Raw genomic sequence first — 24,952 nt, forward strand, 5'->3', positions numbered from 1 at the left:
TAGGATAAAGCGTAATCGATCAATAAAGTACAGGGGATGGAGCTATTCGACATAGAAAAAGATCGACATAGAGCAGTACTACTCACAAACGCCGTTATCATCGGACCTCTGCAAAGTAATGATAAAAACTATTTGCGTTGGATTATGGCACTACGCTTGAAAAATCGCCAAGCAAATGTCGGCGATACTTTCTTTGGTTTCTGTGAATAAAAAGCTTTAGCTTATTTCAGCAAACTGCTCTTTTGGTGTTTTGTGTTCTTGAGAAACAGCGTAACACGTTATCGCGATGTTTTGACCTTTACCAGGGGCTGCAATGGGACTTGTGTAATATATATTCACATAATCTGAGCTTGGGCTTCTACTGAAAAATGAAGTAGTAATCCTTGTCACTCTCCAGTCTTCAGAGGCAGGAAGCCCTCCAGATGCAGGGTGATAACACTTGGTAGAGAATGTTTTAGACATCAAGGAACTCCCGTCTGTAAAATTTAGACGAAGGTTTTGACAGTCATTTGTCCAATTACTCGCATTTGTCACATCACACCTGACAGTTGAAGGGAACTTTGAATTTTTTGATTTTCCCGAGTAATTTGAAGCTTCCCGTTGGGGCTGTTACATAGTCAGAAGATTGAAAACTATGTTCTATAGACGCTTCTGCTACTGCACACAATGAAAGAGTGGCAATTGCAAACAATATTTTGGATTTCATCATGAAATATTACCTTTGCTAATTTTTAATAGCGAGGATTATATATTTTTTCAATTGTTAACTCTAGTATAACTTTGAAGCCAAAAGATAAGTGAAATATAAAACTTTGATCATCAACTCTTTTTGTTAAAAAACAAGGCTGGCAAGAAGGGTGATGTACTTAAGGATCCCTACTGCCAGCCTCTCAAAAAAGTAGCGTGTTTTGTATATGGGCGCTACTTAAACCACGCAATGCTCTCGGTTCTCAGGCGTGAGCTTTGGTCTGTGTTTATCATACATGAAAGATTAATCTAAAACATACGGTAATCTACGGTGCTTTTTTTTGTATTGACAATATGAGTTCCATTAACCAAATATGCAGCTAAATGATATTTTTAATATTTCAACTCCAGAGTGCTGCAAGGTTTTAGGGTTAACTGACCATCATTTTCGACGATTAAAGAAAGAATAAGCTTTTGATGGATGTGAAGGATTACAAAAGCACCGCTGAGACTTACAGAAAATCATTCAGGCTTGGACTCGATATAACATTAATAAAGATGAAGAAGCGGGTTCAGATGCTGAGAGTTTAGATTTAAAAACTGCCTGCATTCGTAACCTGGACTCTCAAAGTGACTTACGCGAGCTTGAATACCAAGAGCAATTAAATAACGTTGTCAAAATTGATGAGGCGACCGATGTGATTGTTTCAGCTTTTGCTGGGATACGCACTGCTCTTAATAGTTTATCGGGGCGCAGTTCTCATAAATTCGCATCGATCGATAGTCCAGGCGTGATTAAGAAAATGCTTAAAAAAGATATAGAAAACTGTTTAGAACATGCACAAAGCGAACTTGGTACGTACATCACAAGACAAGAAAATTTACCTGATGACGAGGGTCATGGAGGCAGTCAAGCCAGCGCTGAATAGAACCCCGGCACAGTGGGCGAATCAAGAACGTGAACTACCCGCCGATAGCGCAATTCCTGGTAAGTTTGATTGTGCAGTAACCCCTTATGTCACTGACATTTTAGAAGCGTCAGTTAATCCCGTATATAAAATGATCGTCGTTTGCATGGGTGCTCAAATGAGCAAAACTGAAATGACACTTAATTTTATCGGATACACGCTTGATGATGATCCTGTGCCGATTATTTATGTGGGCCCAACCAAACATAACATTGAGCAGTATTTTGAGCTGCGAGTACGGCAGATGTTAGAGAGCTTATATGACTTTTTTATCCGTAGTGAATATTATGATTGTTAAATTAAATATGACTCTAGTCGCTAGTAAGTCAATTTTTTAATTATGCGCTGAAACTCTTCGAAGACTTGCCATCTGTAATAAGTCGCGTATTATGACGCTCATTGTCTAGGCTTAGATGGAAAGAAACACCATGTATTTAGTTATATACTATTTTATTTGGGCTAGGTATTGCAGAAATGCGTTAAAATAGCTTTATCATATTGTTTTGAAAGGAATTGTAGCGGAAATAGCCCATGATAACTATGTTAAAGCTCATGGGAATAAAGTTATACTTTTTCACATTTTGATGTTCTAAGTTGAAGCTGTAAGCTATGCTGTCGAAATGATAGAGGGGATGTGAAGTATCTATTAACAAAGAAGGGTAGGATTAAAAAAACGATTTGTTCTTTATGCTGCAAAGTTTGATTTATATTGAACGTAAAATCTGCAATTATAAATAGTGAAGATATTAAATGAAATTAAGCAAAGAAAATAATAAAGATGTTTTATGTGGCATATATAATAATATGCTTTCAGTTAGAAAAATCGATGAGTTAGAAAATGAGCTTGTGAATTCCGGCCGAGCTAATTTTCTTTGCTCTTCTAAAGGGCATGAAGGTATTGCTGTCTTTGCTCAGTTTTTAGAAAAAGAAGATTGGCTCTATTGTCATTATCGTGATAAGCCACTAATTTATGCGCGAGGGCTCTCTGCGCAGACACTTTTTCATAGCTCATTATGCTCACAAGAGTCACCTTCTGCAGGAAGGCATATGGTGATTGGTGTTTGTAGCAAAGATTTAAATATTGCAAGTATTGTGACACCCGTTGGTAACCATGCTCTACATGCTGTAGGGACGGCACATGTGATAAAAGAGCGTAAACAGCGTGCGATAACATTTTGTTCTATGGGAGATGGCACAACTCAGCAAGGTGAGGTCTATGAGGCAATTGCGGAAGCTGCGAGAAGTCAATTACCTATACTTTTTGTAATAGAGAATAATAGCCTAGCAATTTCCAGCCGAACCGATGGAAAAACATTCTATTCTCATCAAGGGAAAAGTGAAGTCACAGAATTTTTTGGTGTGCCAATTAGCTATATTGATGGCACCCAGCCATTAAAAGAAATCGATAAAATTGAAAATCTGGTTGGATATGTTCGTAATGAGCAGCGACCGCATATCGTTATATTCAATGTGGAAAGATTAAATAGCCATTCAAATGCGGATGATTTTAATATTTATCGTACTCAGAAAGAAATAGACTTATTTTCAAGCAGAGATCCTGTAATTAATTCTAGAAAGTATTTGGAAGCTCTGGGTATTAGTGAAGATTATTTAACAAAGGTGGAGAAAGAGGCACATAATAATATTACAAGAGAGTTGGCAATTAGCTTGGAAAGTGCGACTCAGCCAACAGTATGTCTTGATGCTATGAGACCTTTGCCAGAGCTTTTGAGGGAAAATGTAGAGGAATATCGAGGTGACGACTCTTTAGTAAACCAGTTAACAATGCGGGATGCGATACGCTCAGTATTAGATTTTCAGTTAAAGCAGCAAGATGATATTTATCTCTATGGAGAAGATATTGAAGACCCTAAGGGTGATGTATTTGGTGTAACCAAAGGGTTATCTACACAATATCCTGGCAAAGTTGTCAATAGCCCACTTTCTGAGGCAACTATTGTTGGCTCGTGTATTGGTAGGGCTTTAACTGGGCAGACTGCCGTTGCTTTCATTCAGTTTATTGATTTTATTGGCCCGGCGTATAATCAAATTGCTAATGAATTAGCAACGATGTATTGGCGTAGTAATGGGCAGTTAGAGTGCCCTGTTATTATTCTTGTTGCTTGTGGTGGCTATCGTCCTGGGTTAGGACCTTTTCATGCACAATCAAATGAAAGTATTTTTGCACACCTGCCAGGCATCGATGTGTATCAGCCCTCGAACGCAGGGGATGCAGCTGGACTACTTAATACAGCATTTGCATCAAAGCGGCCAAGTATTTTTTTCTATCCGAAGAAATTATTAAATAGGGCTTTGAAAGAGGAGATGACATCTTCTGATATTCATCGACACATCGTGCCTGTGGGCAAGGCTAGGATATTATCAGCAGGAAATGATATAACATTTGTTAGCTGGGGAAATACCGTGTCTTTGTGTTCAGAGGTGGCACAGGCTTTATCAGCAGCTAATGTTGAAGCAGAAATTATTGATTTAAGAACGATTCATCCGTATGACCTTGATACTGTTGTTAAGTCTGTTAATAAAACAAAAAATATTATTGTTGTACATGAAGATAATATTACTTGTGGTATGGCCTCTGAGATTATTTCTGCCGTGGTTGAAAATGTAAATACAGCCATTCGAGCAAAGCGAGTTGCTCGTTATGACACGCACATACCTTGTAACTTTAAAAATCACCTTGAAGTCATGCCTTCTTTTGAGCGAATTTTAAGTGAGTGCTGTACTTTATTAGGTTATGAATTGAGTTGGGTGGAAGCTCCTGTTAAGCAAAACACTGAGCTTGTTGATATCAAAGTGATTGGAGCAAGTCCATCGGATGATAATGTGTTGATTACTGATCTTTTTATTAAGGCAGGAGACCATATCAAAAAAGGAGATAAATTGGCTGATATTGAGGCCAGCAAATCTACGAGTGAAATAAGGTCGCCTTATACAGGAGTGGTAAAAGAAATTTATGTGGGTGAATATGATACAGCAACCGTTGGCAGTAACTTGCTGAGTGTAAAACTATCAGGTGATAAAGGTTTATTTACTGCTGTTAATGAATTAAAACCTGTGATTTATAAAAAAGTATAATTGCATAAGTAAGAGTATTTATGAATTCTTATAAAAAAATAGCTGATATTTGTGATATGTGGCTTGTTCCTGAAAATGGTTATGTTGAAATTAAAACTTCAGAGGTTCATGGCTGTGGCTTGTTTTCAAAAACTTTAATTGAAAAAGGGAGTAACTTAGGCCCGGTTCTCTTTTTAACTTCTTTTGTTAACTCTATCTATGGGAAACATTTGGTAAGTGATCATAGTGACAGTTTCAAAGATATAGCCAAATCTAAAGATTACAGGCAGATTTCAGGAGCAAGATATGCGAATCATAGTGTTGACGGTAATGTTGCTTTATTATTTCCCGAACCAAACGGCACTATTGAAATGATTGCAATAAAAAATATTAATCCAGGGGATGAGATAGTAGGAGATTATCGACCATTTTACCACTTTGTGTCGGCGAAAATACCAAGTTATTTAGAGTAATCTAAGAGAATATATTGTGAATAGTTGTAGTTATAATTTTTCTATAGATAAATTTTATAAATTTAATAGCAGTGAAATTTTACAAGTTTTAAAAGGTGAAAAAATAGCTGCTATATTTAAAAATATAGTAGATATTAATTCTATAAGTAGCATTCTGGATAGGTTTAAAAACAATCCTAATACTGTAAAAAGAGGAGATATAGTTCCTGCTTATATGTTAGGTGCTTTTCACTATGGCAAAGAATTAGATTCGTACTTTAATGAAGTTGTTAATTATAAAGATTCAATCTCCAATGTTTTTTTAGATAGCGAACATTTCTTTGAAAAAATAATAGCAGATGTGAGTTCTTGTTTAAAAAAGCAAGGAATTTCTTTACGCCCTGCTAGATACAGAGGTATTAGCTCTAACCCTTGTGTTATTCGTTCTTGTTGGTCAGACTCACAAGGTAATATTATTTTAGCACATGAAGATGCGGCTCAGCTATATGAACCAGCACAACAGGGTTTTGAAATACAAAAATGTAGAAACTATCCTGTTTTAGGTGTTAATATTTGTCTTCAAGATGATACTGAAAGTGTGTTAAGGATTTGGGATTATAGACCAAGCGAGAAGGATCGTGCTGAACTAGGCTTAGAAAATAAGGGCTATCCTTACCCTTTTGATGTGTTAAAAGCATATGATTGCATAGAGCAAGAAATAAGAGCAGGCGATTTATATTTTTTCGATGCACGAAATGTACATGCAGTGACAAGTTCGCAGGGGCAATCAGGTTACAGAACCACGCTATCTTGCTTTATGTCATTTGTTGATGATACTACTGTTATTTATTGGACATAATTCAGATGGAACAATTAATGCAAAATACCCAATTTTTGATTCAATTAATCTTGAGTCTGGGCTATCTTTAAATAATATAACTATTTCCTATCAAACTTGGGGAGAGCTTAGCCCGTCAAAAGACAATGTTATTCTAATTTGCCACCATCTTACTGGAAATCAATATGCCGCAGATACTTCAGGGGAAACGCCTATAGAAGGTTGGTGGCGTGATGTCATAGGTCCGGGTAAGGTGATTGATACAACACGTTACTTTGTGATCTGTAGCAGTGTTCTTGGTGGTTGTGTGGGTTCAACGGGACCAATGTCATTTAGCCATGAAAAAAAGGCGGATTACAGGCTTGATTTTCCGGCAATTACTATCAGAGATATGGTGGTAGCTCAAGAGAAACTACTACGATCCTTGGGTGTTTCCAATATTTTAGCGGTGGTTGGACCATCATTAGGAGGAATGCAGGCGATTGAATGGGGGGTGATGTTCCCTGAATTTACGCGTCAAGTTATTTCTTTAGGAGCTCCATTTGTACAAACTCCATGGAGCATTGCATGGAATGAAATGGCTCGCTTGGCTATTATGGGTGATCCTGCATGGCAGAATGGTAACTATATTGAACAACCTAAAAATGGACTATCGTTGTCTAGATACCCATTTGTGCTATCTTGCACTCATCCTGATAAATGTAATAACTCTTTGAATAAATCAGTGGATAATATTAGTGCTAAGCTTCAGTTTGATCAATTTCCTGCTCAAAAATATTTGAAATATCACTGTGATAAATTTGATTATGATGCGAATAGTTTAATTTATTTAATCAATGCTGTTAATGGCCATGATATTACAAGGCGAAGAGAAAGTATCTGCGAAAAGATAAACAATTCTCAAGTCCAGTTTACTTTAATTGGAATAAGTAATGACATGATCTACTTTCCAAAAAGATTTGAAAAAAGAAGCGGGTTATTATCCTAATTGTGAATATCTGGAGTTGTCGTCTAGTCTTGGGCATGATGCCGTTTTATTAGAACAGGAAAAAATTTCGCAGATTTTATCTAACTTGCTTATAAAATAATTTTAATAGCGAGTGTGTATAGAGGAAGTATATGAAGACTATTATTTTTTTGAATCGAGACAGCTATAACCATTATCTATATGAATTTAATCGCATTGAAGAAGTTAATGACTTCCGCAAAGTTGCAATTATTGGTAAAGACTATAAAGAAAATTTAAGCAATGAACAGTATTCTAATTTTGATAAGGTTTATTTTGTTGATGTAGATGAAAAAAAATAGAAACTGCTGAGTTAGATTATTTGAAGCTTGATCAGGTTTTCAAGGTTCTTGAGCAAGAAATTGAATTAGTAGGCGATAGTTATAACGATAAAATTCACTTGGTCACAGCAGACGAGATTAATGTTGAGCTTGTCGGCTTTCTAAGGGATAAATATAAGATTAATGGCGCATCTCATAGTGACTTATTAAAATATAGAAATAAAAACATCATGAAGAAAGCTCTAGTTGAATCAAATATCAGGGTGCCTTTGTTTTTAAATTTTGATTACCATAAATATAAAATCCAAAAAGAAGCTTACTTTAATGAATTAATTAGTTATTGTGGTTTGCCATTTATTATTAAACCTGCTTTAGGTTCTGCAAGTTTTGATACATATAAAATCGACTCACTAGAGTCGTTCAAGAATATATCATTGGCTGATATATTTGATATCGAATCTTATGAGTATTTAGTTGAAGAGTATATCGATGGCACAATATTTTGCTGTGACACTATTTCAATGAATAATAAAATGATAGACGCATTTGTATCTGAGTATTCATGTCCACCGCTTGATATTGCCAGAAAAAGAAGTGTTGGTTGTGCAATCCCTCTAGATAAGCAATCAAAGAAATCAAAAAAATAGTTGAGTTTTCTAAAAGCGTGCTTTCATCCCTGGGGAAAATCAATGGTTGCAGTCATTTAGAAGTTTTTGAGAAAAATAATGGCGAGTTAGCTTTTTTTAGAAGTTGCTGCCCGTCCACCAGGGGGAAAAAACCCATATTGCTATCAAGTCACTTATGGTGTTGACTTATTTAAAGTAGATTTATTGGCACAATTAAGCCTTTTGGATCAATACTCTGTTCCAAGTTGTAAAAAGGATCTCTGTTTTTGGGGGGTCGTACCTGTTAAAAGTGGCTTTCTTGAAAAAATTAATACTCCCGCAGTGTCTGGAGATCTATCTATTCAGTGGCTCGTTGAAGGAAAGAGTCTCTTAACTAAAAAATCATCGAGCATTATTGATGTGGCGGCTATATTTACTATTAAAAATAAATCGTTTGAAAAACTGCGAAAAGATTTTGAATATATAAGCAGGTTTGAATTTTTAGAAATGGCGAGCAACCCTGTATAATCAGTGGAGATTATTAGGTAAATAAAATTTATAGTTGAATGAAATATATACAGTAAATTAATATTAACCAAATTAGAAACAGATAGCTTTGAAAGTAAGATAAGGTTAATTGACTGGCTGGTGTAGTATTGTAGTATATGCAGAGTGGCGTTTTATTTTAAGTCTGGAGTTACTATGCTTTTTGAAAAAAGAATAATTGATACACATTTTCATATTTGGGATACAGATAAATTTACATTGCCATGGTTGTCTTTTTTTAAAGATGTATTGAAGACAAAATACTCTTTGGAAGATTATGCTCAGGCTAAGAAAGGGTATAATATTCTGAAGTCTTGTTATGTTGAGGTTGATGCTATTCCTGAGCAGCGCGAGCAAGAAGCAAAGATGGCTATATCTTTATGTGATAATCCACAGAATCAGGTTGTAGCTGCGACAATCGGCTGCGACTTAAGTGCTGCTAATTTTGAAAGCTATATTCTAAAGCATATGAAAGAAAAACATGTTAAATCTGTAAGACATAACTTCTTTACTTCTGATCTAACCTTGACTAGAACACATCAATTTATTAAGAACACCCAATTATTAGGCCAGTTGGGTATTATGTGTGATTTAATAATGGACTCGAATAAAATGGCTTATGGTATTAACTTAGCTGAAAAATGCCCTGGTACTACCTTTATTATCGATCATTGTGGTGTATGCCCTATCAATGCAGACGTTAAAGCTTGGGAGCTATGGCAGCAAGGGATTAAGAAGTATTCTCAACTAAACAACACTGTTTGTAAAATTTCAGAGTGTGGCTTTACTGAGCCGTCTTATAGCTGGAAAGTAGAAGATGTTATTGAAATTATTCGTCATTGTGTAAATAGTTTTGGCGAAGACCGTGTTATCTATGGCTCTAACTGGCCGGTGTGTGAGATCACGAGCTCATTGGGTCAATGGATAACCGCTATCGATGTTAGCTTAAAAGGCTGTTCTCAAGAATCATTGGATAAATTGTTTTTTAAAAAGTGCAAAAAAATACTATGACATTATGGCGTAATAATTGAGTTGGGCTGTGTTCTTAGTATTCGTTGTATACTTTTTAATTTTGAAAATTAATAGTTGTAAGTGATGATGTAATTTATTTTTCAGCTTTACAGAAAAACCAAATTTTTTTGGTAATAGTAGGTAACAAGCTTCATTTATGAATGATAAAATTTGTGCAGCGATTAGACTGCTCCTGCTATTTTACTCGGTTGGTTTCTTCTTGTTTTAATAAAGTGTGCAAATAATGTTAATGCCGCAGCGCAAATAAGGAATAGAGGCAATGTATACAAGGCATGGCTATACGCTGTGCTTGAATAGATGCGAATACCATGTGACAGTTTGCCATCCCATTCTAGATCTAAAATCTCGCCGATGCCGCGTTGCATGGTGAGGCCACCGAGCATGGTTAGAAAATTCACAAAAGCGATTGCTGTGCCTGAGTATTGAATTGGCATGTGCTCTATGGCAAGAGGAAAAACGGCGACTTCGGCGCTGGCAAAGACACCAAAAGCAAGTAATAAAACACACAGAACGATATAATTTAAATTTGGAATGGCGATGACAAGATAAATAATAGTTGCGGCGATTAAGGTGTTAACGCAGATTAGCCGTAAGCGTGCCGTGCGCAATCGGTCAGAAAGCCAGCCTTGTAATGGTGAGCCGATGGCCCAGCCTAAGAAGATTAAAGAGGTAGCAAAGGTAGCATGGGCGGTTGATAGGTGGTGCGTTTGGGTTAAAAATGGGATACCCCATAAGGATGCGAAGACCGAGTTGGGCATGAATAAGGCACCACCGATAAGACCGATGAGCCAAAGATAAGGTTGCCTGATTGTCAGTAATAAGCCGTTAAAAATTTCTTTTGATGAGGCGCGTGGTTGCTTTTGCTTGGTTTTATGGGGGTTGCGAACAAAAAAGAAGAAAATAGGGGCCAAGAAGAAGCCAAAGATACCGATAGTAATGAGAACATCTTGCCAACTAAAATGCCTGACCAGTGCGGCTAAGGTATTTTCTCCGGCCATGGCGCCGACAAAGCCGAGGCACGTCACTAGTCCTGCGACAAGTGCAAGTCGGTTATGTGGCAAAATCGTCGCCCCTAGCTTTAAAATTCCAACAAAGGCGAATGCCGAGCCAAAGCCTTGTAAAAAACGCCCGGCATAAGCGATAACAATGTGATCGGCTGGCGCAATACCCGTTAGGATACTGCCTAAGGCGCAGGCGATGACGGCAAGCGTCAGGAGCTGATAAGGACGAAAGCGGTCAAGCAATGGGCCAACGACTAGCTGCATGGGAGTATAAGCATAGAAATAAAAGCCAGCTAAGGTGCCGATAGAGGTAGCACCGACACTAAAATAGTGCATTAAATCTGGAATCATCACCCCTGGGCTGATGCGTAAGTAATACTCGTACATATAGAAAATGGCGCCTAAAGCGATGATACACCAACTGAGTAAAGTGGATTTGATTACGGTAGATTGGCTCACGAAAGACCTCTTCCATTATCAATAAAATGATTAATGTTATCTTAAACTGGTGAATCTATCTTATTGGAGTCCAGGCGCTTGTCAAATCCGAGGGTGTATTTTTCTCTTAGGGGAGTTAAAAGGTTTTGCTAGAGGCTTTGCCTTGCCGTTATAATACCGTGTGTAAAAGTCGAGAGATCTGCCCGTGAACAAGAGTTTATATCCCTGGCATAACAAGGTATGGCAACAGTTATGCCGAGCAATGCAAGCCCAAAGCGTGCCACATGCATTACTATTGCAAGGACCGGCTCAGACGGGTAAGTTGACCTTTGCTCGACATTTTGCCGTCTCGTTACTGTGTCAGCAGCCGTCCACTCAAGGGAACTGTGGTTACTGTCAGAGCTGTCTGTTGCATCAAGCAGGTAATCATCCTGACTTTATTGAACTTTTAGCTGAACAAGGATCGATTAAGGTTGATCAAATCCGTGCTTTAGCAACACAGTTGCAAGGTTCTCGACACTCGTTAGGTTATCGGGTGATAATCATTAATCATGCAGAGTGCATGAATGCAGCGGCGGCAAATAGCCTATTAAAGACATTAGAAGAACCCCCTGAGAAGACAGTGATTTTATTAGTGACAGCACAGCCGGGCCGGTTATTAGCGACGATACGCAGTCGTTGTCAGCAATTTTCTTTGCAACCTGCAAAGGCCGATGTTCTCGCTTGGTTGTCACAACAACAGCTCCAGCTTACAGAAGCTCAGGTAATAAAGCGCTATCAATTACTCGGCCATGCACCATTACTGTTAGTCGATGATGAATACTTTGAGCGCTATGTGGAGGCTTTTGATCAATGGTTGAGCGTGTTAGAAGGGCAGCCAGTGCGTTATGGGGTGAAACCATCAGGGTTGATTAATCAATTGACAGATTGGTCGCGCTTATGTAACTGGTTGATGAAAGTGGCCTTGGGAGCACAACTAGACCTAGATCAAGCATTGCGCCGGCGTTTAATCAATAGCGCAAAGCGTATTAAACCACAGGCTTTATCTTCGTTTTATAATGAATTACAAATGTCGATTAAATTACTCGGGGAGCATAACAGCTTGAATGAGACATTATTGCTAGATGGACATTGGGTGTCTTGGCGTAATTTGGTGGTTAAATAGATGATAGAGTTGTGTTGTCATAGTGTTGCAAAATTAAGAGCAGTTTATTTGCCCTTCATACAAAAAGGTGGGCTATTTATTCGAATGACTGATGTAGCGGCGATGGGCACTAAAGTAGAATTGAAATTATCGCTTCCTGATCAAAGTATAGCCATGGTGACAGGCCATGTTGTTTGGCGAGTGCCGATTGCAACAGAGGTATTTGCGGAGACTGGAGTTGGGGTACAATTGACTTGCCTGGCAGGTTTAGAGATAGCTGAGAAAATTAAAATGCTTTTAAATTAATTAGAGTTAATAAATTAAGCTAGTAAAAATCAAGATGAAATAGATTGAGATAAAAGATGTTTGTAGATTCACATTGCCATTTAAATTACTTTTTAGAAGATAATAAATTACCGGACATTATTTCCCAAGCTAAAAACGCTCAAGTCTCGCATATGTTGTGTGTGGCGGTGAATATGGAGCGTTTTGGCGAGGTCATTAAGATTGCCGAAGATCATGATCAGGTGACCGCCTCTGTTGGTAAGCACCCAACGGAAATGGACGGGGTAGAACCGAGTTTAAATGAGTTAATCAATCATGCGCAACACCCTAAAATCGTTGCAATTGGTGAGTCTGGTTTAGATTATTATTATGGCGCTGAGCATAAGAAAGAGCAGCAGCAGCGTTTTACGACACATATCCAAGCGGCTGTCCGCACACAACTACCATTGATTGTTCATACGCGGGATGCCCGTGAAGATACTATTCAGTTACTAGGCGATATCGGGCAAGGAAATTGTCCAGGTGTTTTGCATTGCTTTACTGAAAGTTGGCAGATGGCTAAAGCCGCACTGGATTTAGGTTTTTATATTTCTTTTTCTGGGATAGTGACTTTTAAAAATGCTAAAGAACTGCAAGAAGTTGCAAGAAAAGTGCCGTTAGATAGAATTTTAATTGAAACTGATGCACCTTATTTGGCGCCTGTCCCTCATCGAGGCAAGCAAAATCAGCCGGCATTTGTTAGTCATGTTGGGCAGTTTATGGCGGATTTACGTGAAATGCCTATCGAGAAAATGGCAGAATTAACAACAAATAACTTTTATCAGTTATTTAACAAGGCTAAATGCTTTCGTTAGACTCAGAGCTTGAGTTAGTAATAAATAGCTAGAGCTAGCAAAAGTAAAGAAGAGTTAGGTTAGGGAAAAGCCTAACTTTTCATAATGATACTTGATATGGCCAATGCGTTTGATACCGTCTTGATAGCTTTCACAGGCCTCTTTTTTTATCTCTTCTTTATTGTTGTCGATGGTTTTTATTTTGGTTAGCCACCACTGACCAAATAAATCTTCTTCAAGATGAATTCGGTAGTAAGTATTGTGATTCTCCCAGGTGAGTGTTAACCACTCTTGTTCTCTTTTCGTCATAGCCCATCCATATTTTTCCATGATTTTACCATAGAGTCGAAGTTTTGATAAATAGTGCAATGGCCTTTATGATAGGGGCTTTTGTGTCTACTAGATAAATTAATGGGGGAAGCAATGTTACCAGAGTGGGTGAATGTACTGGGGTATATAATGAGCTTAGGGGCAATGACTGGGGCTTATTTGGTCGCGCGTCGGATTCCTCTGTGGGCTTTTTTGATTTGGTCGGTGACTAACCTTTATGAGTTTTGGGTGGCGTCGTTTTATTATCATAATGTATGGATGAGTGTGCAGTTTGGTTTTTTCTTTCTGAACTCTTTGTACGGGATTTACTCCTGGAAAAAGCATCCGATTAAGAGCTAACTTTATTTTGAATAAAGAGTTATTGTTCTTGTTGCTATTATTTATGAGGCAAGTTGCAAGAGTTGATGGAGCTTAAAGCCACCGTATAGCGATATGATCGCTAAGGCGCTGGCAAGAATGCTTAGGTCGGTCATATGGTTGATTTGGTTATGAGAGGTTGTAAGGATAAATGTTGAGCCAATTGCGCCAAGGGCCATGGCTAAATTAACACAGGAAACTTGTAGGCTCATATAGCCTGCACGTTGATGTGGCTTAGGGACCTTGGAGCTTAATGTGTTGAGTACTAAACGACGAGACACATTGGACATCATAAAAAACATGATAGCAATGACCGGGACAACCAGGTGACCTTGCCAATAGTTTTGCAATGAGTTGTTGAAAACACTGAGTAGAGTTAAACACCAGGTTAGCGTAAATAAGCTTAGGATAATGCGTGAATAGCCTTTATCGATCAATCGCCCGACAACTTGCATGGCAAAAAAACTGATTGTCCCCGCCGCGATATAAAGTAAGCTTAATCCTGTGAGAGGGAAATTTAAGTTAAGCGTGAAGTAAATAGCCATATTAGGAACAATTAAAAAAGAAGCCATTGCATTTAAAATCTGACAAAAATAGGCTAAACGCGCTTTTTTGTTATGCAGTGCAGCCCACAGGGAGAAACCAGTTTTCATTTCTTGCTTATTTTTGATGTGATCGCAAAGCGTAGGGAGTAAATAGGTGGTTAATCCGAATAAAATTAAGCATAAAAAAGAAGTGAGATAAAAAGGGGTTCTCCAGCTGCCGATATTTGCTAAAAATAAGCCAAAAGGCACACCGATGATTGCAGAGATTGACATCGCGCTCATGACGATAGAAATGGCTTTACCACGTTCTTTCTCAGGAATAACATCGCTGACAATGGCGAGTACCATCGCTGAGATTGGACCGCCAAAACAGCCGGCAAGAATGCGCAAACTCAGCAAGGTGGTTAGATTATAGCAGCGTGTTGATAGAAAAGTTGTGATTGCAAGGCCGGCTAGTAAAAATAGCATGATAGGACGACGATCAAATCGATCAAGACGACGAGCGACTAGAACGCCGATAACCGCTCCTGCAAGCATATAACTGCCGGCTAATATCCCGATATTATTAGGGTCAATGTTTAGACTATGCGCTAAAAAAGGGCCAAGTGGCATAATGAGCATAAAATCAATAATACTGATAGCCTGAATTAAAGTAATCAGATAAATAATACGATATTGCTGTTTTTTAGTCATTGTGATTGCCAATGCGTTGAAGTAATTCGGTAAATTTTTCTAAATCTTGATCTGAAATATCATGAAGCATGCTATCCCAATAAACATGCATTGCTGATCGATAGTTTTTTACCATATTAAAACCAGCTGCTGTGAGCATTATTTTTATATGACGTTTATCTTCTTGGCAGGCATTTTTTTCTATCAGTGATTTTGCAGTGAGTCGGTCCAAAGAGCGTGTGAGTGAAGAGGGAGTGAAATCAAGAAGGTGTGCAAGGTCATTTTTAGTCAGCGTGCTTTTTTTGTTTAAAGTCATAAGCACTTTGACATCTGTTTTAGTGAGGTTAAAACGTTCTAGTATTGGTTTACGATTGCGGCGAAATTGTTGGGATGCCCGGCGCCAGGCATGGTGTAAAGATTTAAATTGTTGGGCGTTCATATTAGCTTTTCTCTTTTTAAGTTATAAATGAATTTGCCTGGCTTAGATTTTCTCTATTATTTAAAGTCTTCTAAGCTGTGACTGCTCATGACTGGAAGCCTGCATTGAATATGATAACGACTAATTTAACATGCACTGCATTATAACGCAATGCGTTTATTTTGCTTGAGTGAAGTATCAAAGAAAAAGTATTCACTTACCTAAAGAAGTTGCATAATAAAGAAGTAGTTAGAGTTAATTATTACCGATACTGAGGAATCAAAGATGGAATTACGTTTAGAAGGTAAGGTGGCTATTGTTACAGGCGCTGCGAGCGGTTTGGGTCGGGCGATTGCAGAAAAATATGCAAGCTCTGGGGCTAATGTTGTTATTGCTGATTTAAATCAAGACAGTGCAAGTGAAGTCGCTAAAGAAATTACTGAAAAAAATGGTGTGACTGCTTTGGGTGTCGCAATGGATGTGACTTCTGAAGAGCAGGTCAATGCTGGTGTGCAAAAAGTTGCTCAAGATTTAGGCAATGTTGATGTCTTAGTGAGTAATGCCGGAGTGCAGATTATTGCACCGATCGTTGAGTTTGAATATGAGGCTTGGAAACGGCTTTTAGATATTCATATTAATGGCACATTTTTAACGACTAAAGCATGCATGCAACAGATGATAAAATCAGGTCTAGGCGGTAGTATTATTGTCATGGGGTCGATTCACTCAGTAGAAGCTTCTATGAATAAATCAGCTTATGTCACGGCCAAGCACGGTTTATTGGGTTTTACACGTGCTATTGCGAAAGAAGGCGCTAAGCATAATATTCGTGCGAACTTAATTGGTCCAGGTTTTGTTAGAACGCCACTCGTTGAAAAACAAATTCCAGAGCAAGCAAAAACCTTGGGAATCAGTGAAGAGGAAGTTGTCAAAAAAGTCATGCTTGGAAATACCGTCACAGGGGAATTTACAACCCTTGATGATATTGCAACTTTGGCACTTATGTTTGCAGCCTTTCCAACTGACGTGCTAACCGGGCAGTCAATGCTCGCAACGCATGGCTGGCATATGGAGTAATTTTAAATGGCTTTTATTCTTGATTAGATAAAAAAATATCAAAGTTCTGGGAAATTAAGCTAAGTTATTTTAGATAGCTTTATTTCCTAGACTAGGCTTAATACCTTGTCTAATGGTTCTCCACTATCTTATTGATTTTTGACAAAAAGTGGCTTTATTTCAGTTGTGGTTATTAACAGCTGCACATAAAATTCTCTAAATTCGTAGTAAGTATGAAAAATAGGAGATAATATAAAATGCCTAAAGCTCAAGTGGACCCCTCTGTCTTAGAAGTGTTAATAAATAAATTCTCTACACCTAAAGAAATAGAGAAAGCTGTAAGAAAAATAAAGCCATCTGATCTGGAAGCTTACGAAAAGCAATGCATTGCTAGGACGGGGCAAACGATTATGAATATCGCTGTGCTAGGACCTAGAGATAAATTTATTGACAAGGCACGTATATTACTGTCAGTTGGATTTAACCCTAATAAGCAAGCAGGAATTTTTAAAAATAACACTCTACAACTGCTGATTGCGAATGAAGATTTTGAAAATGCTGAAAAAATTAATTGAAACTTATAAAGGAATAGATCTATCAATCAGAGATAGTGAGGGAAAAACACCCTTAATACTTCTCTCAAAAATGGGAACTAAAAGTGCAACTGACCTTGCTTGCTACCTTCTTTCCAAAAAACCAGGTAAATTAACAGCTAAAGACAATAATGGGTTAAGCGTTGACCAATATGCAATACTGCATGGAAATATTCACCTAATGAGAGAGCTCGCAAAAACCGGAAAGTTTTCTTTCACTAATATTGAAGGTGAATTAAGTAGGATGAGGATGCGCAGCATTGGTATCAATAATGTATTGAAGTCTGTGAGTATTGATCCAACCAGAGCAGAAAATGCTAAACAAAACAACCTTGTTGATAAGCTTGGGCAACCAATAGTTGTTTTTGATTCAGGATTTAAAGTTCATGAAATTACTGCTAAAAGAAAGAGAAGCTCAGGAGAAAAGTTAAGGAGCTTAAGAAAGTATCCGTTTATTGATACAGTAAAACTTAAAAGAACATCAGATATACAGTCAAGTATGTCTGAATCACACAAAGAATCATTCTTTGAACAATATAAGGCACTTTCCAAGAGGAGTATTTCAGATAAATGCCATCAGGATCAACTCACCCTTTCTAAAACTCCATTATTACAAAAGCAGCTGCAAGAGGAAGCGTGGAAAGGGTATACGCAAGGTTTAACAGATCACACATTAAAAAGTGGTCCTCTGTCATTTTTAGGGCCTAAAGATGTTGCTCATTATACTCAAGTTAGCAAAAGACATCACTCTGCTACTCAGCCATTTTTAAACACGTTTATTAATCCGTCTAAACAAAGTAATAGCGAGAGCATAGTGCAATTATAAGAGCATTTTCACTCTGTTTTCCTGTATGCAAACAAAGAGAGAGTTTCGCTTGAGGCCTCACTTATCTTGCATACAGCTTGCTCGTTGTGAATGTTAAATTATCAATATGTTTAGACTTGTGCCTAGCTGAGCTCTAAAAAATTAAGCGATATGGTTGGGTTGGATTTCATACTCAACGTCATTAAGATTAATATTACGATATTTGGCAATTGCTCGGGCAACACGCATGATATCTCGACGGTCATTGTTGGCTTCAAAACAAATGACCTCGATTTTTTTTCCTAATTTTATTTCAAGTCGCCAACTGCGTATATCCATAATTGTGAATTAATCTTGCTCTTGTGTTAAGAGGCTGGTTTGAATCATGCAATTATTGCGCGCTTGATTTTTAACTCGTTGAATCCGTAATGGTTTAAATAAACTTAGCTTTTAATTGCTTTATTTTAATCACTATTTTGTTTAAACCCTTTTAGGGCAATAATGCGTGCTGATAGCTCTTCGATAGAGCGGTGTGTGGTATCAAGAGAGGGAATGTTGTAGCGCTGAAAAAGCTGGTTGGCATAGCGAATCTCTTGGCGACACAGCCCTGGGTCCGCATAAGCGCGCGTAGAGCGGCGTTCTTTGCGGATGGCATGCAAGCGATTGGGTTCGATGGTTAAACCAATCAACTTGTCTTGATGGTCTTTGAGGGCTTTGGGCAGAGAAGTATCGAGAAAATCTTCGGCGACGAGGGGGTAATTTGCCGCCCGTATGCCATATTGCAAGGCAAGATAAAGACAGGTCGGAGTTTTTCCAGAGCGCGATACTCCGACTAAAATTACTTCTGCTTTCTCATAGTGTTTTAAATTCGTGCCATCGTCACTGAGCATTGAAAAATCGACGGCGGCAATGCGCTGTTTATAGCTTTCTTCGGCTTCGGGTTTATGAGCAAGGCCGATCGCATGTTTTGAGGTTTTATGAAAAAACTGCTCAAGTTCGGTTAAATAGTGCTCGAATAAATCGAGAACGAGTGCATTCGCCTGCTGGATAATATGACAGAGTTCAGGCTGGACCATGCTAGAAAAAACCAGGGCATTCTGGCCGTATTGCTCTGATTTTTTGTTAATGAGTTCATAAGCTTGTTGCGCTTTTAAGGGCGTGTCGATAAAGGGTAAGGTATACTTATTGAACTCTAGGCTTGGGAATTGAGCGAGTAAGCTCAAGCCGACGGTCTCTGTTGTAATTGCGGTCGAATCTGAAATAAAGAAGACAGGGTACTTCATTTTTGTGCCAATTTCGGGTAGTTTTCCCTATGTAACCAATTTCCACGCACAAAAGCAAGGAGACCCCTTAAAATGATGCAGTGCAATTTCGTTGTTCCACTTTCCAAGGTTAATCGTGAAGATGTTGCTAGTGTAGGCGGTAAGAACGCTTCACTCGGAGAGATGCTACAGCATCTAACTGGGCTCGGCGTACAAGTTCCCTCTGGTGTAGCAACGACTGCCGCTGCGTTCCAATATTTCCTCAGTGAAAATAATTTAGCTGAGAAAATTAATGGAGCGCTGGTTGATCTGAATGTTGATCAGGTGGATGATCTGTCTCGCGCAGGCAAACAGATTCGTGAGCTTATTTTATCTGCACCTTTTCCTGCTTCTTTGGAAGAAGAAATTTTAACAGCGCTCAAAGCCTTTATTGAAGATGAGGCAATGCCTGTTGCGGTACGTTCTTCAGCGACGGCAGAGGATTTACCGACAGCCTCTTTTGCCGGTCAACAAGAGACATTTTTGAATGTGCGTGGTTATCGAGACATTTTGGTAAAAATTAAAGAGGTTTATGCCTCTTTATATAATGACCGTGCGATTGCTTATCGTGTTCACCAAGGCTTTGCTCACGAGGAGGTGTCTATTTCTGTCGGTATTCAGCGCATGGTCGAAAGTGCCGTCAGTGGAGTGATGTTTACGCTGGATACTGAAACTGGTTTTGATGATGTTGTGCTCATCAATGGCGCTTATGGTTTGGGTGAGAGTGTTGTGCAAGGCAGTGTCAGTCCCGATGAATTTTATGTTCATAAGCAAAATATTCAAGAAGGCCGTCCTGCGGTATTACGCCGTACTCTAGGCAGTAAAGCATTACAATTAACCTATAAAGACGGTGGTGGTATTGTCGAATCAGAAGTGGAGCTTGCCAAGACCCAAGTATTTTGCTTAACAGACCAAGAAGCCGAAGAGCTTGCTCGTTTTGCTTTGTGCATTGAAAAGCACTATGGCTGCCCGATGGATATCGAGTGGGGTAAAGACCAGAACGACGGTAAGCTCTATATCCTTCAAGCGCGTCCGGAAACAGTACAAAGCCAGGCACAAGTGATCGAGCGTTATCAGCTCAAAGAACATAGCCAGGTGATCTCTTCAGGTCGCAGTGTCGGTAAGAAAATCGCTTCAGGTCGTGTGCGCTTGTTAAAAGGCTTGCAGGACATGAATGACTTTCAAGCGGGTGATATTCTTGTTACGGATATGACAGACCCTGATTGGGAGCCGATTATGAAGCGTGCGGCGGCGATTGTGACCAATCGAGGAGGGCGTACCTGTCATGCGGCCATCATTGCCCGTGAGCTCGGAGTACCTGCGGTTGTTGGATGTGGCGATGCGACCCATGAATTAAAAGATGGCCAAATCGTGACTGTGAGCTGTGCAGAAGGCGATACTGGCTATATTTATGAGGGTGCCTTGGGCTTTGATGTACAGGAAATAAATTGTGAGGCGATGCCTGAGATTCCTGTCAAGATCATGATGAATGTTGCGCACCCTGAGCGTGCTTTTGCTCTATCACGCTTGCCGCATGAGGGAGTGGGTCTTGCGCGCTTAGAATTTGTCATTGGCCGGACCATCGGCATCCATCCGCAAGCCTTGTTGGAGTATGATAAGCAGTCAGCCGATGTTAAAGCTGAAATCGATGAGCGTACCGCCGCCTATGCGTCCCCAGTGGACTTTTATGTTGAGAAGATCGTTGAGAGTGTGGCAACGCTTGCTGCGGCCTTTGCGCCGAAGCGAGTGATCGTACGTTTATCTGACTTTAAGTCGAATGAATACGCTAATCTATTGGGCGGTGATGTTTACGAGCCTGATGAAGAGAATCCGATGATCGGGTTCCGTGGTGCGTCTCGTTATGTGTCTGATAGCTTTAAGCCGTGTTTTGAGTTGGAGTGCAAAGCGTTACTGAAAGTGCGTGAAGAGTATGGCTTTAAGAATGTTGATGTGATGGTGCCCTTTGTACGGACTTTGGCTGAGGGGCAGCAGGTGGTTGATTTATTGTCTGAATATGGCATTAATAAATCCAATGACATGAACCTTTATATGATGTGTGAGTTGCCATCGAATGTAGTGCTTATCGATGAGTTCTTAGAGATCTTTGATGGGGTATCCATAGGTTCGAATGATTTAACCCAGTTAACCCTAGGTTTAGATCGAGACTCAGGCATTGTTGCTCATTTATTTGATGAGCGTAATTTGGCGGTGAAGCGCTTGCTTGAACAGGTCATCTCTCGCTGTAAGGCACGTGGTCGTTATGTGGGGATCTGTGGTCAAGGTCCATCCGACTACCCCGAACTTGCCGAATGGTTATTAGAGCAAGGAATCGATAGTATGTCCTTGAATGCGGACACTGTGCTTTCGACTTGGCTTTCTTTATCAAAAAGAGACCAAAACTAGCCTGAGTGTTGTTTAGCAGTTCAGGTATTGATTTAAGCCACTTTCTATTACAGCAGGTGGCTTTTTATTTTCTTGTAATTCAATGCAGTAAAGTGAAAAAGTGTTTTTGTGTAGATAAAGGCTCTGATTTTTGTATTGCGTTGCGATAGCCTGATTTTATTCATAATTATCTGTTGACAGCATCCTTGGCAGAAGATTATAGTGAATAACTTAAGTTTGTATTAACTTGATTAGGGACAACCTAACCTGATGGAGCAGTATAAGTTAAGGTCGAGGTTGTAAAATGACCCAAGAAAAATTTGTTAGTCATTATGGTATGTCTTATAAACCAGGCTTCATGTCGCAAGTTTGGAACGTCTAATTAGTTATTTTATTGAGGTAAATTTCATGTCTAGTCACTCGTGTCGCCAATTATTTTCACATCTAGTTTCTTTTTTTTCTTACTCCCTTCTTTCTGATTCTTTTTTAAAGAATAACTGTCTATTAAAGCCGTCAGTTAAACAGCGCTCTTGCTGATTTAATGTTTAATTTATTTTTTTGTTTGAAATAACCATAGACTAGAGGCTGCAATATGGCACACTTTTTCAAGATGCAGAGATTAGAATCTGCATGTTCTCATTGTATTATGAATCAAGCCGATGCTTGTTTTTCTCTTTTTCTAACAGATGCTGAAGGTGAGGTAATTAGAGTATGTTAGCTAGAAATTTACGGGCAAGGCATTTGAATATGATTGCTTTAGGCGGATCGATTGGTACGGGAATTTTCCTCGCCAGTGGTTATGCAATTCATGTTGCAGGCCCGGGTGGCGCGCTAGCTGCATATAGCCTAATTGCTGTTATGGTTTATTTTTTGATTACCAGCTTGGGCGAGATGGCAACACACCGGCCGACAACAGGATCATTTTGTGAGTATTCATCACGCTATGTTGATCCGTCTTTTGGTTTAGCAATGAGTTATAACTATTGGTTTAACTGGGCGATCACTATTGCTGCGGAAATATCAGCCGCGACAATTATTATGAAGTATTGGTTTCCTGATTTATCAGCGGTGTTGATTTCTGCTATATTTTTCGGCTTGATACTTTTTGTTAATTTATTTTCTGTGCGTGTATATGGTGAAACTGAATATTGGATGTCCTTTATAAAGGTCGCGGTGATTGTTGTTTTCATTATTTTATGTTGCTTTTTAATATCGAAAAAGTCTGAATTTGGTATTGCTAATTTTACGATTGCTGATGGTCCTTTTCATAATGGTTGGCTTGGGTTTGTCTCGGTCTTTTTAATTGCTGGTTTTTCATTTCAAGGTTCAGAATTGATTGGTATTGGGGCTGGAGAAGTTAAAAATCCAGAAAAAAGTATTCCAAAGGCGGTGCGGACTATTTTTTGGCGTTTGGTTTTATTTTATGTGTTAACAACGCTATTTATCAGCCTATTAGTCCCTTTTAATAGCCCAGAACTTGCGAATCAAAGCAGTATTGACTCCAGTCCCTTTACGCTAGTTTTTCAGAGCTACTTTGGTCATGGTTTTGCAACAAATTTAATTAATACGATTATACTTGTTGCTGTGGTGTCTGCTGCAAATGCCAGCATGTATGCATCGACAAGAACCTTATGGTATATGGGAACCACAGGTCAAGCGCCAAAAGTATTTAGCAAAACGACTAAATATGGCTTGCCTATTTATGCATTATTAGCGACAGCGGCAGTTGGCTCTGTGATTTTCTTGTCTTCTTTTATTGGTAATGGCCGGATGTTTACCATTCTTTTAACCATTTCTGCATTGTGTGGATTTATTGCCTGGTTTGGTATTGCCTTAAGTCATTATTGTTTCCGTAAATATCACTTAAAAGGCGATTTATCTGCTTTAAAATACAAAGCAAAGCTCTTTCCTTATGCGCCAATCATTGCCATGCTGATGATTGTTGCGATTGTTGCAGGGCAGGTTTATACCATCGATGGTAAGATGACAGCTTCAGTTATTTTAGAGCAATATGGTGCACTGATTGTCTTTATTGGGATTATCATCTTCCATAAAATATTTTCGAAAAAACAAAGTTCTGAATCTGGTGTGAGCTACTCTGCTTGGGATCATGAAGCAGAAAAATTGCCACACTAATGAAAATAGCTTGTTGAGCGAAAAGGGCCTGCTGGTCCTTTTTTGTGATTTATTTTTCTTATTTTTCTCCAGAAAAAAATTCTGCCCCTCGCATGATTATCTGGTGAGAATATGAAATTACTAAACTCAAATCTAGCTGAGTTAAAAAATTATTTTCATTGACTATGCTTTGCTTACTGGCACTAAATGGAAGCAGCACAGTGAAGTTGGCGGTACGTTTTAAACAAAAATTACTCAATTATAAATCGGTTTTCTATGCTTATTGGGCATTATTCACAAAGGTCTATCCTCGTTATGACACAGATTATTACTTAGCTGAAATTGAAAAAATGCTTAACTGTGGCAGTGATGAAGGTGGCTTTGCTTTATTCGGTTGCTACCACTGTGGTAAAGGCCACCACAAAATCTTCTTCAGTTGCAAGAGTGAAGTGTGCTACAAGTCAGCAAACCAATTAACGACGGTGTGGGCTGGGGAGTGGGACTTTTGACGTGAGAGAATAACAGGCTTTTGCCCATGCTCTGGTCGGCCTTTTTTCTTAATGCTTGCTTAAGTTGCTTATTCAATGTCTTGATAGATGACTATTTTTGTAAAGATGGATTGCTTTTTTATATAAACAGTGGGATAATATCGATTGATCATAATTTTTTTATAACTTATAAAATATTTGAGAAGTTAATGAAAAGGTATTACTCTTTTTTGCTGTTATTCAGTATTGCGCTCTCTATCAATTCATTTTCATATGATGGGAGAACTGTAACAATTAAAAACAATACTAACCTCAAAATGGAAATTAGTATTGTGGATATTTCAAGTTGCATGTACACAGGGCATGGCGGCTCGAATTCGATGGATACAATTAACCGAGGTACAACAATCGCCCCCACAGTTCTATACAAATGTACGAAGAGGCTAAAGGGTCGGGTTGGCACTGCTTTTGGCAAAGTGGTGCCAACTATACGATTAAGGCAGCAGTTGCTGTTGCACCTTACATTTTTACTTCGATGAGAGTTGATATTAGCGGAGATGGGCCTAGTCACCCTGTACCAAGATACTATAAGACCTCTAATCAAACCGATAATAAGATCCAATTTAGTCATGATTTTGTTATCAGTCGACAGTGATAAAGTATAATCTGCTGAGAAAAAACGAAAATAATTGTTTAACT

Annotated in this window: 29 protein-coding genes; 22 read left to right on the forward strand and 7 right to left on the reverse strand. The window is 38.8% G+C overall.

Going from position 1 to position 24,952, the window contains the following annotated elements; genetic code table 11:
- The first annotated feature begins 36 nt into the window (after window positions 1-36).
- Window positions 37-210 carry a hypothetical protein gene (locus tag BGC07_RS20675; RefSeq protein WP_158006914.1) on the forward strand — a complete coding sequence of 58 codons (174 nt, stop codon included), beginning with the start codon at window positions 37-39 and terminating at the stop codon, window positions 208-210.
- 6 nt (window positions 211-216) lie between these two features.
- On the opposite strand, the gene BGC07_RS10580 is transcribed toward BGC07_RS20675, so the two are convergent.
- A complete protein-coding gene (locus tag BGC07_RS10580; RefSeq protein WP_069313084.1) occupies window positions 217-462 on the reverse strand; it encodes a hypothetical protein in 246 nt (81 codons plus the stop codon).
- 923 nt (window positions 463-1,385) lie between these two features.
- Here BGC07_RS10580 and BGC07_RS20125 point away from each other — a divergent pair.
- From BGC07_RS20125 to BGC07_RS10630, 10 genes are all read left to right on the forward strand, one after another.
- On the forward strand, window positions 1,386-1,616 hold the full coding sequence (locus tag BGC07_RS20125) for a hypothetical protein (protein WP_069313085.1): 231 nt from the start codon (window positions 1,386-1,388) through the stop codon (window positions 1,614-1,616).
- Window positions 1,588-1,953 carry a phage terminase large subunit family protein gene (locus BGC07_RS10590; protein ID WP_069313086.1) on the forward strand — a complete coding sequence of 122 codons (366 nt, stop codon included), beginning with the start codon at window positions 1,588-1,590 and terminating at the stop codon, window positions 1,951-1,953. Before BGC07_RS20125 ends, BGC07_RS10590 begins: the two co-directional genes overlap by 29 nt.
- Before the next feature lie 452 nt (window positions 1,954-2,405).
- Window positions 2,406-4,751, forward strand: a complete 2,346-nt coding sequence (locus BGC07_RS10595; RefSeq protein WP_069313087.1) for a thiamine pyrophosphate-dependent enzyme — start codon at window positions 2,406-2,408, stop codon at window positions 4,749-4,751.
- A gap of 20 nt (window positions 4,752-4,771) precedes the next feature.
- On the forward strand, window positions 4,772-5,203 hold the full coding sequence (locus tag BGC07_RS10600) for an SET domain-containing protein-lysine N-methyltransferase (RefSeq protein ID WP_069313088.1): 432 nt from the start codon (window positions 4,772-4,774) through the stop codon (window positions 5,201-5,203).
- 16 nt (window positions 5,204-5,219) lie between these two features.
- The gene (locus tag BGC07_RS10605) at window positions 5,220-6,041 is read left to right on the forward strand and encodes a 2OG-Fe(II)-dependent halogenase WelO5 family protein (protein ID WP_069313089.1); all 822 of its coding nucleotides are present in this window, start codon (window positions 5,220-5,222) and stop codon (window positions 6,039-6,041) included.
- Window positions 6,013-7,008 carry a homoserine O-acetyltransferase family protein gene (locus tag BGC07_RS10610; RefSeq protein WP_069313090.1) on the forward strand — a complete coding sequence of 332 codons (996 nt, stop codon included), beginning with the start codon at window positions 6,013-6,015 and terminating at the stop codon, window positions 7,006-7,008. The genes BGC07_RS10605 and BGC07_RS10610 overlap by 29 nt, the downstream gene beginning before the upstream one ends.
- Window positions 7,009-7,139: 131 nt before the next feature.
- Window positions 7,140-7,328, forward strand: a complete 189-nt coding sequence (locus tag BGC07_RS10615) for a hypothetical protein (RefSeq protein WP_069313091.1) — start codon at window positions 7,140-7,142, stop codon at window positions 7,326-7,328.
- A gap of 20 nt (window positions 7,329-7,348) precedes the next feature.
- Window positions 7,349-7,954, forward strand: coding sequence for a hypothetical protein (locus tag BGC07_RS10620; protein WP_069313092.1), 606 nt, complete (start codon window positions 7,349-7,351; stop codon window positions 7,952-7,954).
- Window positions 7,955-8,137: 183 nt separating this feature from the next.
- Window positions 8,138-8,440, forward strand: coding sequence for a hypothetical protein (locus tag BGC07_RS10625; RefSeq protein ID WP_069313093.1), 303 nt, complete (start codon window positions 8,138-8,140; stop codon window positions 8,438-8,440).
- A gap of 174 nt (window positions 8,441-8,614) precedes the next feature.
- On the forward strand, window positions 8,615-9,469 hold the full coding sequence (locus BGC07_RS10630) for an amidohydrolase family protein (RefSeq protein WP_069313094.1): 855 nt from the start codon (window positions 8,615-8,617) through the stop codon (window positions 9,467-9,469).
- A gap of 182 nt (window positions 9,470-9,651) precedes the next feature.
- On the opposite strand, the gene BGC07_RS10635 is transcribed toward BGC07_RS10630, so the two are convergent.
- Window positions 9,652-10,950, reverse strand: coding sequence for an MFS transporter (locus BGC07_RS10635; protein WP_069313095.1), 1,299 nt, complete (start codon window positions 10,948-10,950; stop codon window positions 9,652-9,654).
- Window positions 10,951-11,134: 184 nt separating this feature from the next.
- Here BGC07_RS10635 and holB point away from each other — a divergent pair, with 184 nt between their 5' ends.
- The 3 genes from holB to BGC07_RS10650 are packed head-to-tail and all read left to right on the forward strand — an operon-like array spanning window position 11,135 to window position 13,212.
- Window positions 11,135-12,094, forward strand: coding sequence for a DNA polymerase III subunit delta' (gene holB, locus BGC07_RS10640; RefSeq protein WP_069313096.1), 960 nt, complete (start codon window positions 11,135-11,137; stop codon window positions 12,092-12,094).
- Window positions 12,095-12,379 (forward strand): PilZ domain-containing protein, encoded by a 285-nt coding sequence (locus tag BGC07_RS10645; RefSeq protein WP_069313097.1) that lies wholly within the window; start codon window positions 12,095-12,097, stop codon window positions 12,377-12,379.
- Between the two features lie 56 nt (window positions 12,380-12,435).
- The gene (locus tag BGC07_RS10650; protein ID WP_069313098.1) at window positions 12,436-13,212 is read left to right on the forward strand and encodes a TatD family hydrolase; all 777 of its coding nucleotides are present in this window, start codon (window positions 12,436-12,438) and stop codon (window positions 13,210-13,212) included.
- Window positions 13,213-13,266: 54 nt separating this feature from the next.
- Here BGC07_RS10650 and BGC07_RS10655 read toward each other — a convergent pair whose 3' ends face one another.
- A complete protein-coding gene (locus BGC07_RS10655; protein WP_069313099.1) occupies window positions 13,267-13,521 on the reverse strand; it encodes a hypothetical protein in 255 nt (84 codons plus the stop codon).
- Window positions 13,522-13,614: 93 nt separating this feature from the next.
- Between BGC07_RS10655 and BGC07_RS10660 the strand changes: the two genes are divergently transcribed.
- Complete coding sequence (locus BGC07_RS10660; protein ID WP_069313869.1) at window positions 13,615-13,860, forward strand: hypothetical protein; 246 nt, start codon at window positions 13,615-13,617, stop codon at window positions 13,858-13,860.
- 41 nt (window positions 13,861-13,901) lie between these two features.
- Here BGC07_RS10660 and BGC07_RS10665 read toward each other — a convergent pair whose 3' ends face one another.
- The gene (locus BGC07_RS10665) at window positions 13,902-15,116 is read right to left on the reverse strand and encodes an MFS transporter (RefSeq protein WP_069313100.1); all 1,215 of its coding nucleotides are present in this window, start codon (window positions 15,114-15,116) and stop codon (window positions 13,902-13,904) included.
- A complete protein-coding gene (locus BGC07_RS10670; protein WP_069313101.1) occupies window positions 15,109-15,534 on the reverse strand; it encodes a MarR family winged helix-turn-helix transcriptional regulator in 426 nt (141 codons plus the stop codon). The genes BGC07_RS10665 and BGC07_RS10670 overlap by 8 nt, the downstream gene beginning before the upstream one ends.
- A 264-nt stretch (window positions 15,535-15,798) precedes the next feature.
- On the opposite strand from BGC07_RS10670, the gene BGC07_RS10675 reads away from it, so the two are divergent.
- The 3 genes from BGC07_RS10675 (at window position 15,799) to BGC07_RS10685 (ending at window position 17,988) form a co-directional block, all read left to right on the forward strand.
- Window positions 15,799-16,590, forward strand: coding sequence for a 3-hydroxybutyrate dehydrogenase (locus BGC07_RS10675; protein WP_069313102.1), 792 nt, complete (start codon window positions 15,799-15,801; stop codon window positions 16,588-16,590).
- A gap of 236 nt (window positions 16,591-16,826) precedes the next feature.
- Window positions 16,827-17,144, forward strand: a complete 318-nt coding sequence (locus BGC07_RS10680) for a hypothetical protein (protein ID WP_069313103.1) — start codon at window positions 16,827-16,829, stop codon at window positions 17,142-17,144.
- Entirely contained in the window at window positions 17,125-17,988 is an 864-nt protein-coding gene (locus BGC07_RS10685) for an ankyrin repeat domain-containing protein (protein ID WP_069313104.1), read from the forward strand. The genes BGC07_RS10680 and BGC07_RS10685 overlap by 20 nt, the downstream gene beginning before the upstream one ends.
- 141 nt (window positions 17,989-18,129) lie before the next feature.
- On the opposite strand, the gene BGC07_RS21215 is transcribed toward BGC07_RS10685, so the two are convergent.
- Entirely contained in the window at window positions 18,130-18,306 is a 177-nt protein-coding gene (locus BGC07_RS21215) for a hypothetical protein (RefSeq protein ID WP_201258137.1), read from the reverse strand.
- Window positions 18,307-18,431: 125 nt separating this feature from the next.
- Window positions 18,432-19,250 (reverse strand): pyruvate, water dikinase regulatory protein, encoded by an 819-nt coding sequence (locus BGC07_RS10690; protein WP_069313105.1) that lies wholly within the window; start codon window positions 19,248-19,250, stop codon window positions 18,432-18,434.
- 72 nt (window positions 19,251-19,322) lie between these two features.
- On the opposite strand from BGC07_RS10690, the gene ppsA reads away from it, so the two are divergent.
- The 4 genes from ppsA to BGC07_RS10710 all read left to right on the forward strand — a co-directional run bounded on the left by ppsA (window position 19,323) and on the right by BGC07_RS10710 (window position 24,908).
- Window positions 19,323-21,671 (forward strand): phosphoenolpyruvate synthase, encoded by a 2,349-nt coding sequence (gene ppsA / locus BGC07_RS10695; protein ID WP_201258138.1) that lies wholly within the window; start codon window positions 19,323-19,325, stop codon window positions 21,669-21,671.
- A 690-nt stretch (window positions 21,672-22,361) separates the two neighbouring features.
- Window positions 22,362-23,786 carry an amino acid permease gene (locus BGC07_RS10700; RefSeq protein WP_235603096.1) on the forward strand — a complete coding sequence of 475 codons (1,425 nt, stop codon included), beginning with the start codon at window positions 22,362-22,364 and terminating at the stop codon, window positions 23,784-23,786.
- Window positions 23,787-23,986: 200 nt separating this feature from the next.
- Entirely contained in the window at window positions 23,987-24,274 is a 288-nt protein-coding gene (locus BGC07_RS10705) for a transposase zinc-binding domain-containing protein (RefSeq protein WP_158006915.1), read from the forward strand.
- Between the two features lie 409 nt (window positions 24,275-24,683).
- Window positions 24,684-24,908: a hypothetical protein gene (locus BGC07_RS10710; RefSeq protein WP_069313107.1), complete on the forward strand. Its 225-nt coding sequence runs from the start codon at window positions 24,684-24,686 to the stop codon at window positions 24,906-24,908.
- Window positions 24,909-24,952 lie beyond the last annotated feature (44 nt).

This window comes from Piscirickettsia litoralis (genome assembly GCF_001720395.1).
Lineage (GTDB): Bacteria > Pseudomonadota > Gammaproteobacteria > Piscirickettsiales > Piscirickettsiaceae > Piscirickettsia > Piscirickettsia litoralis.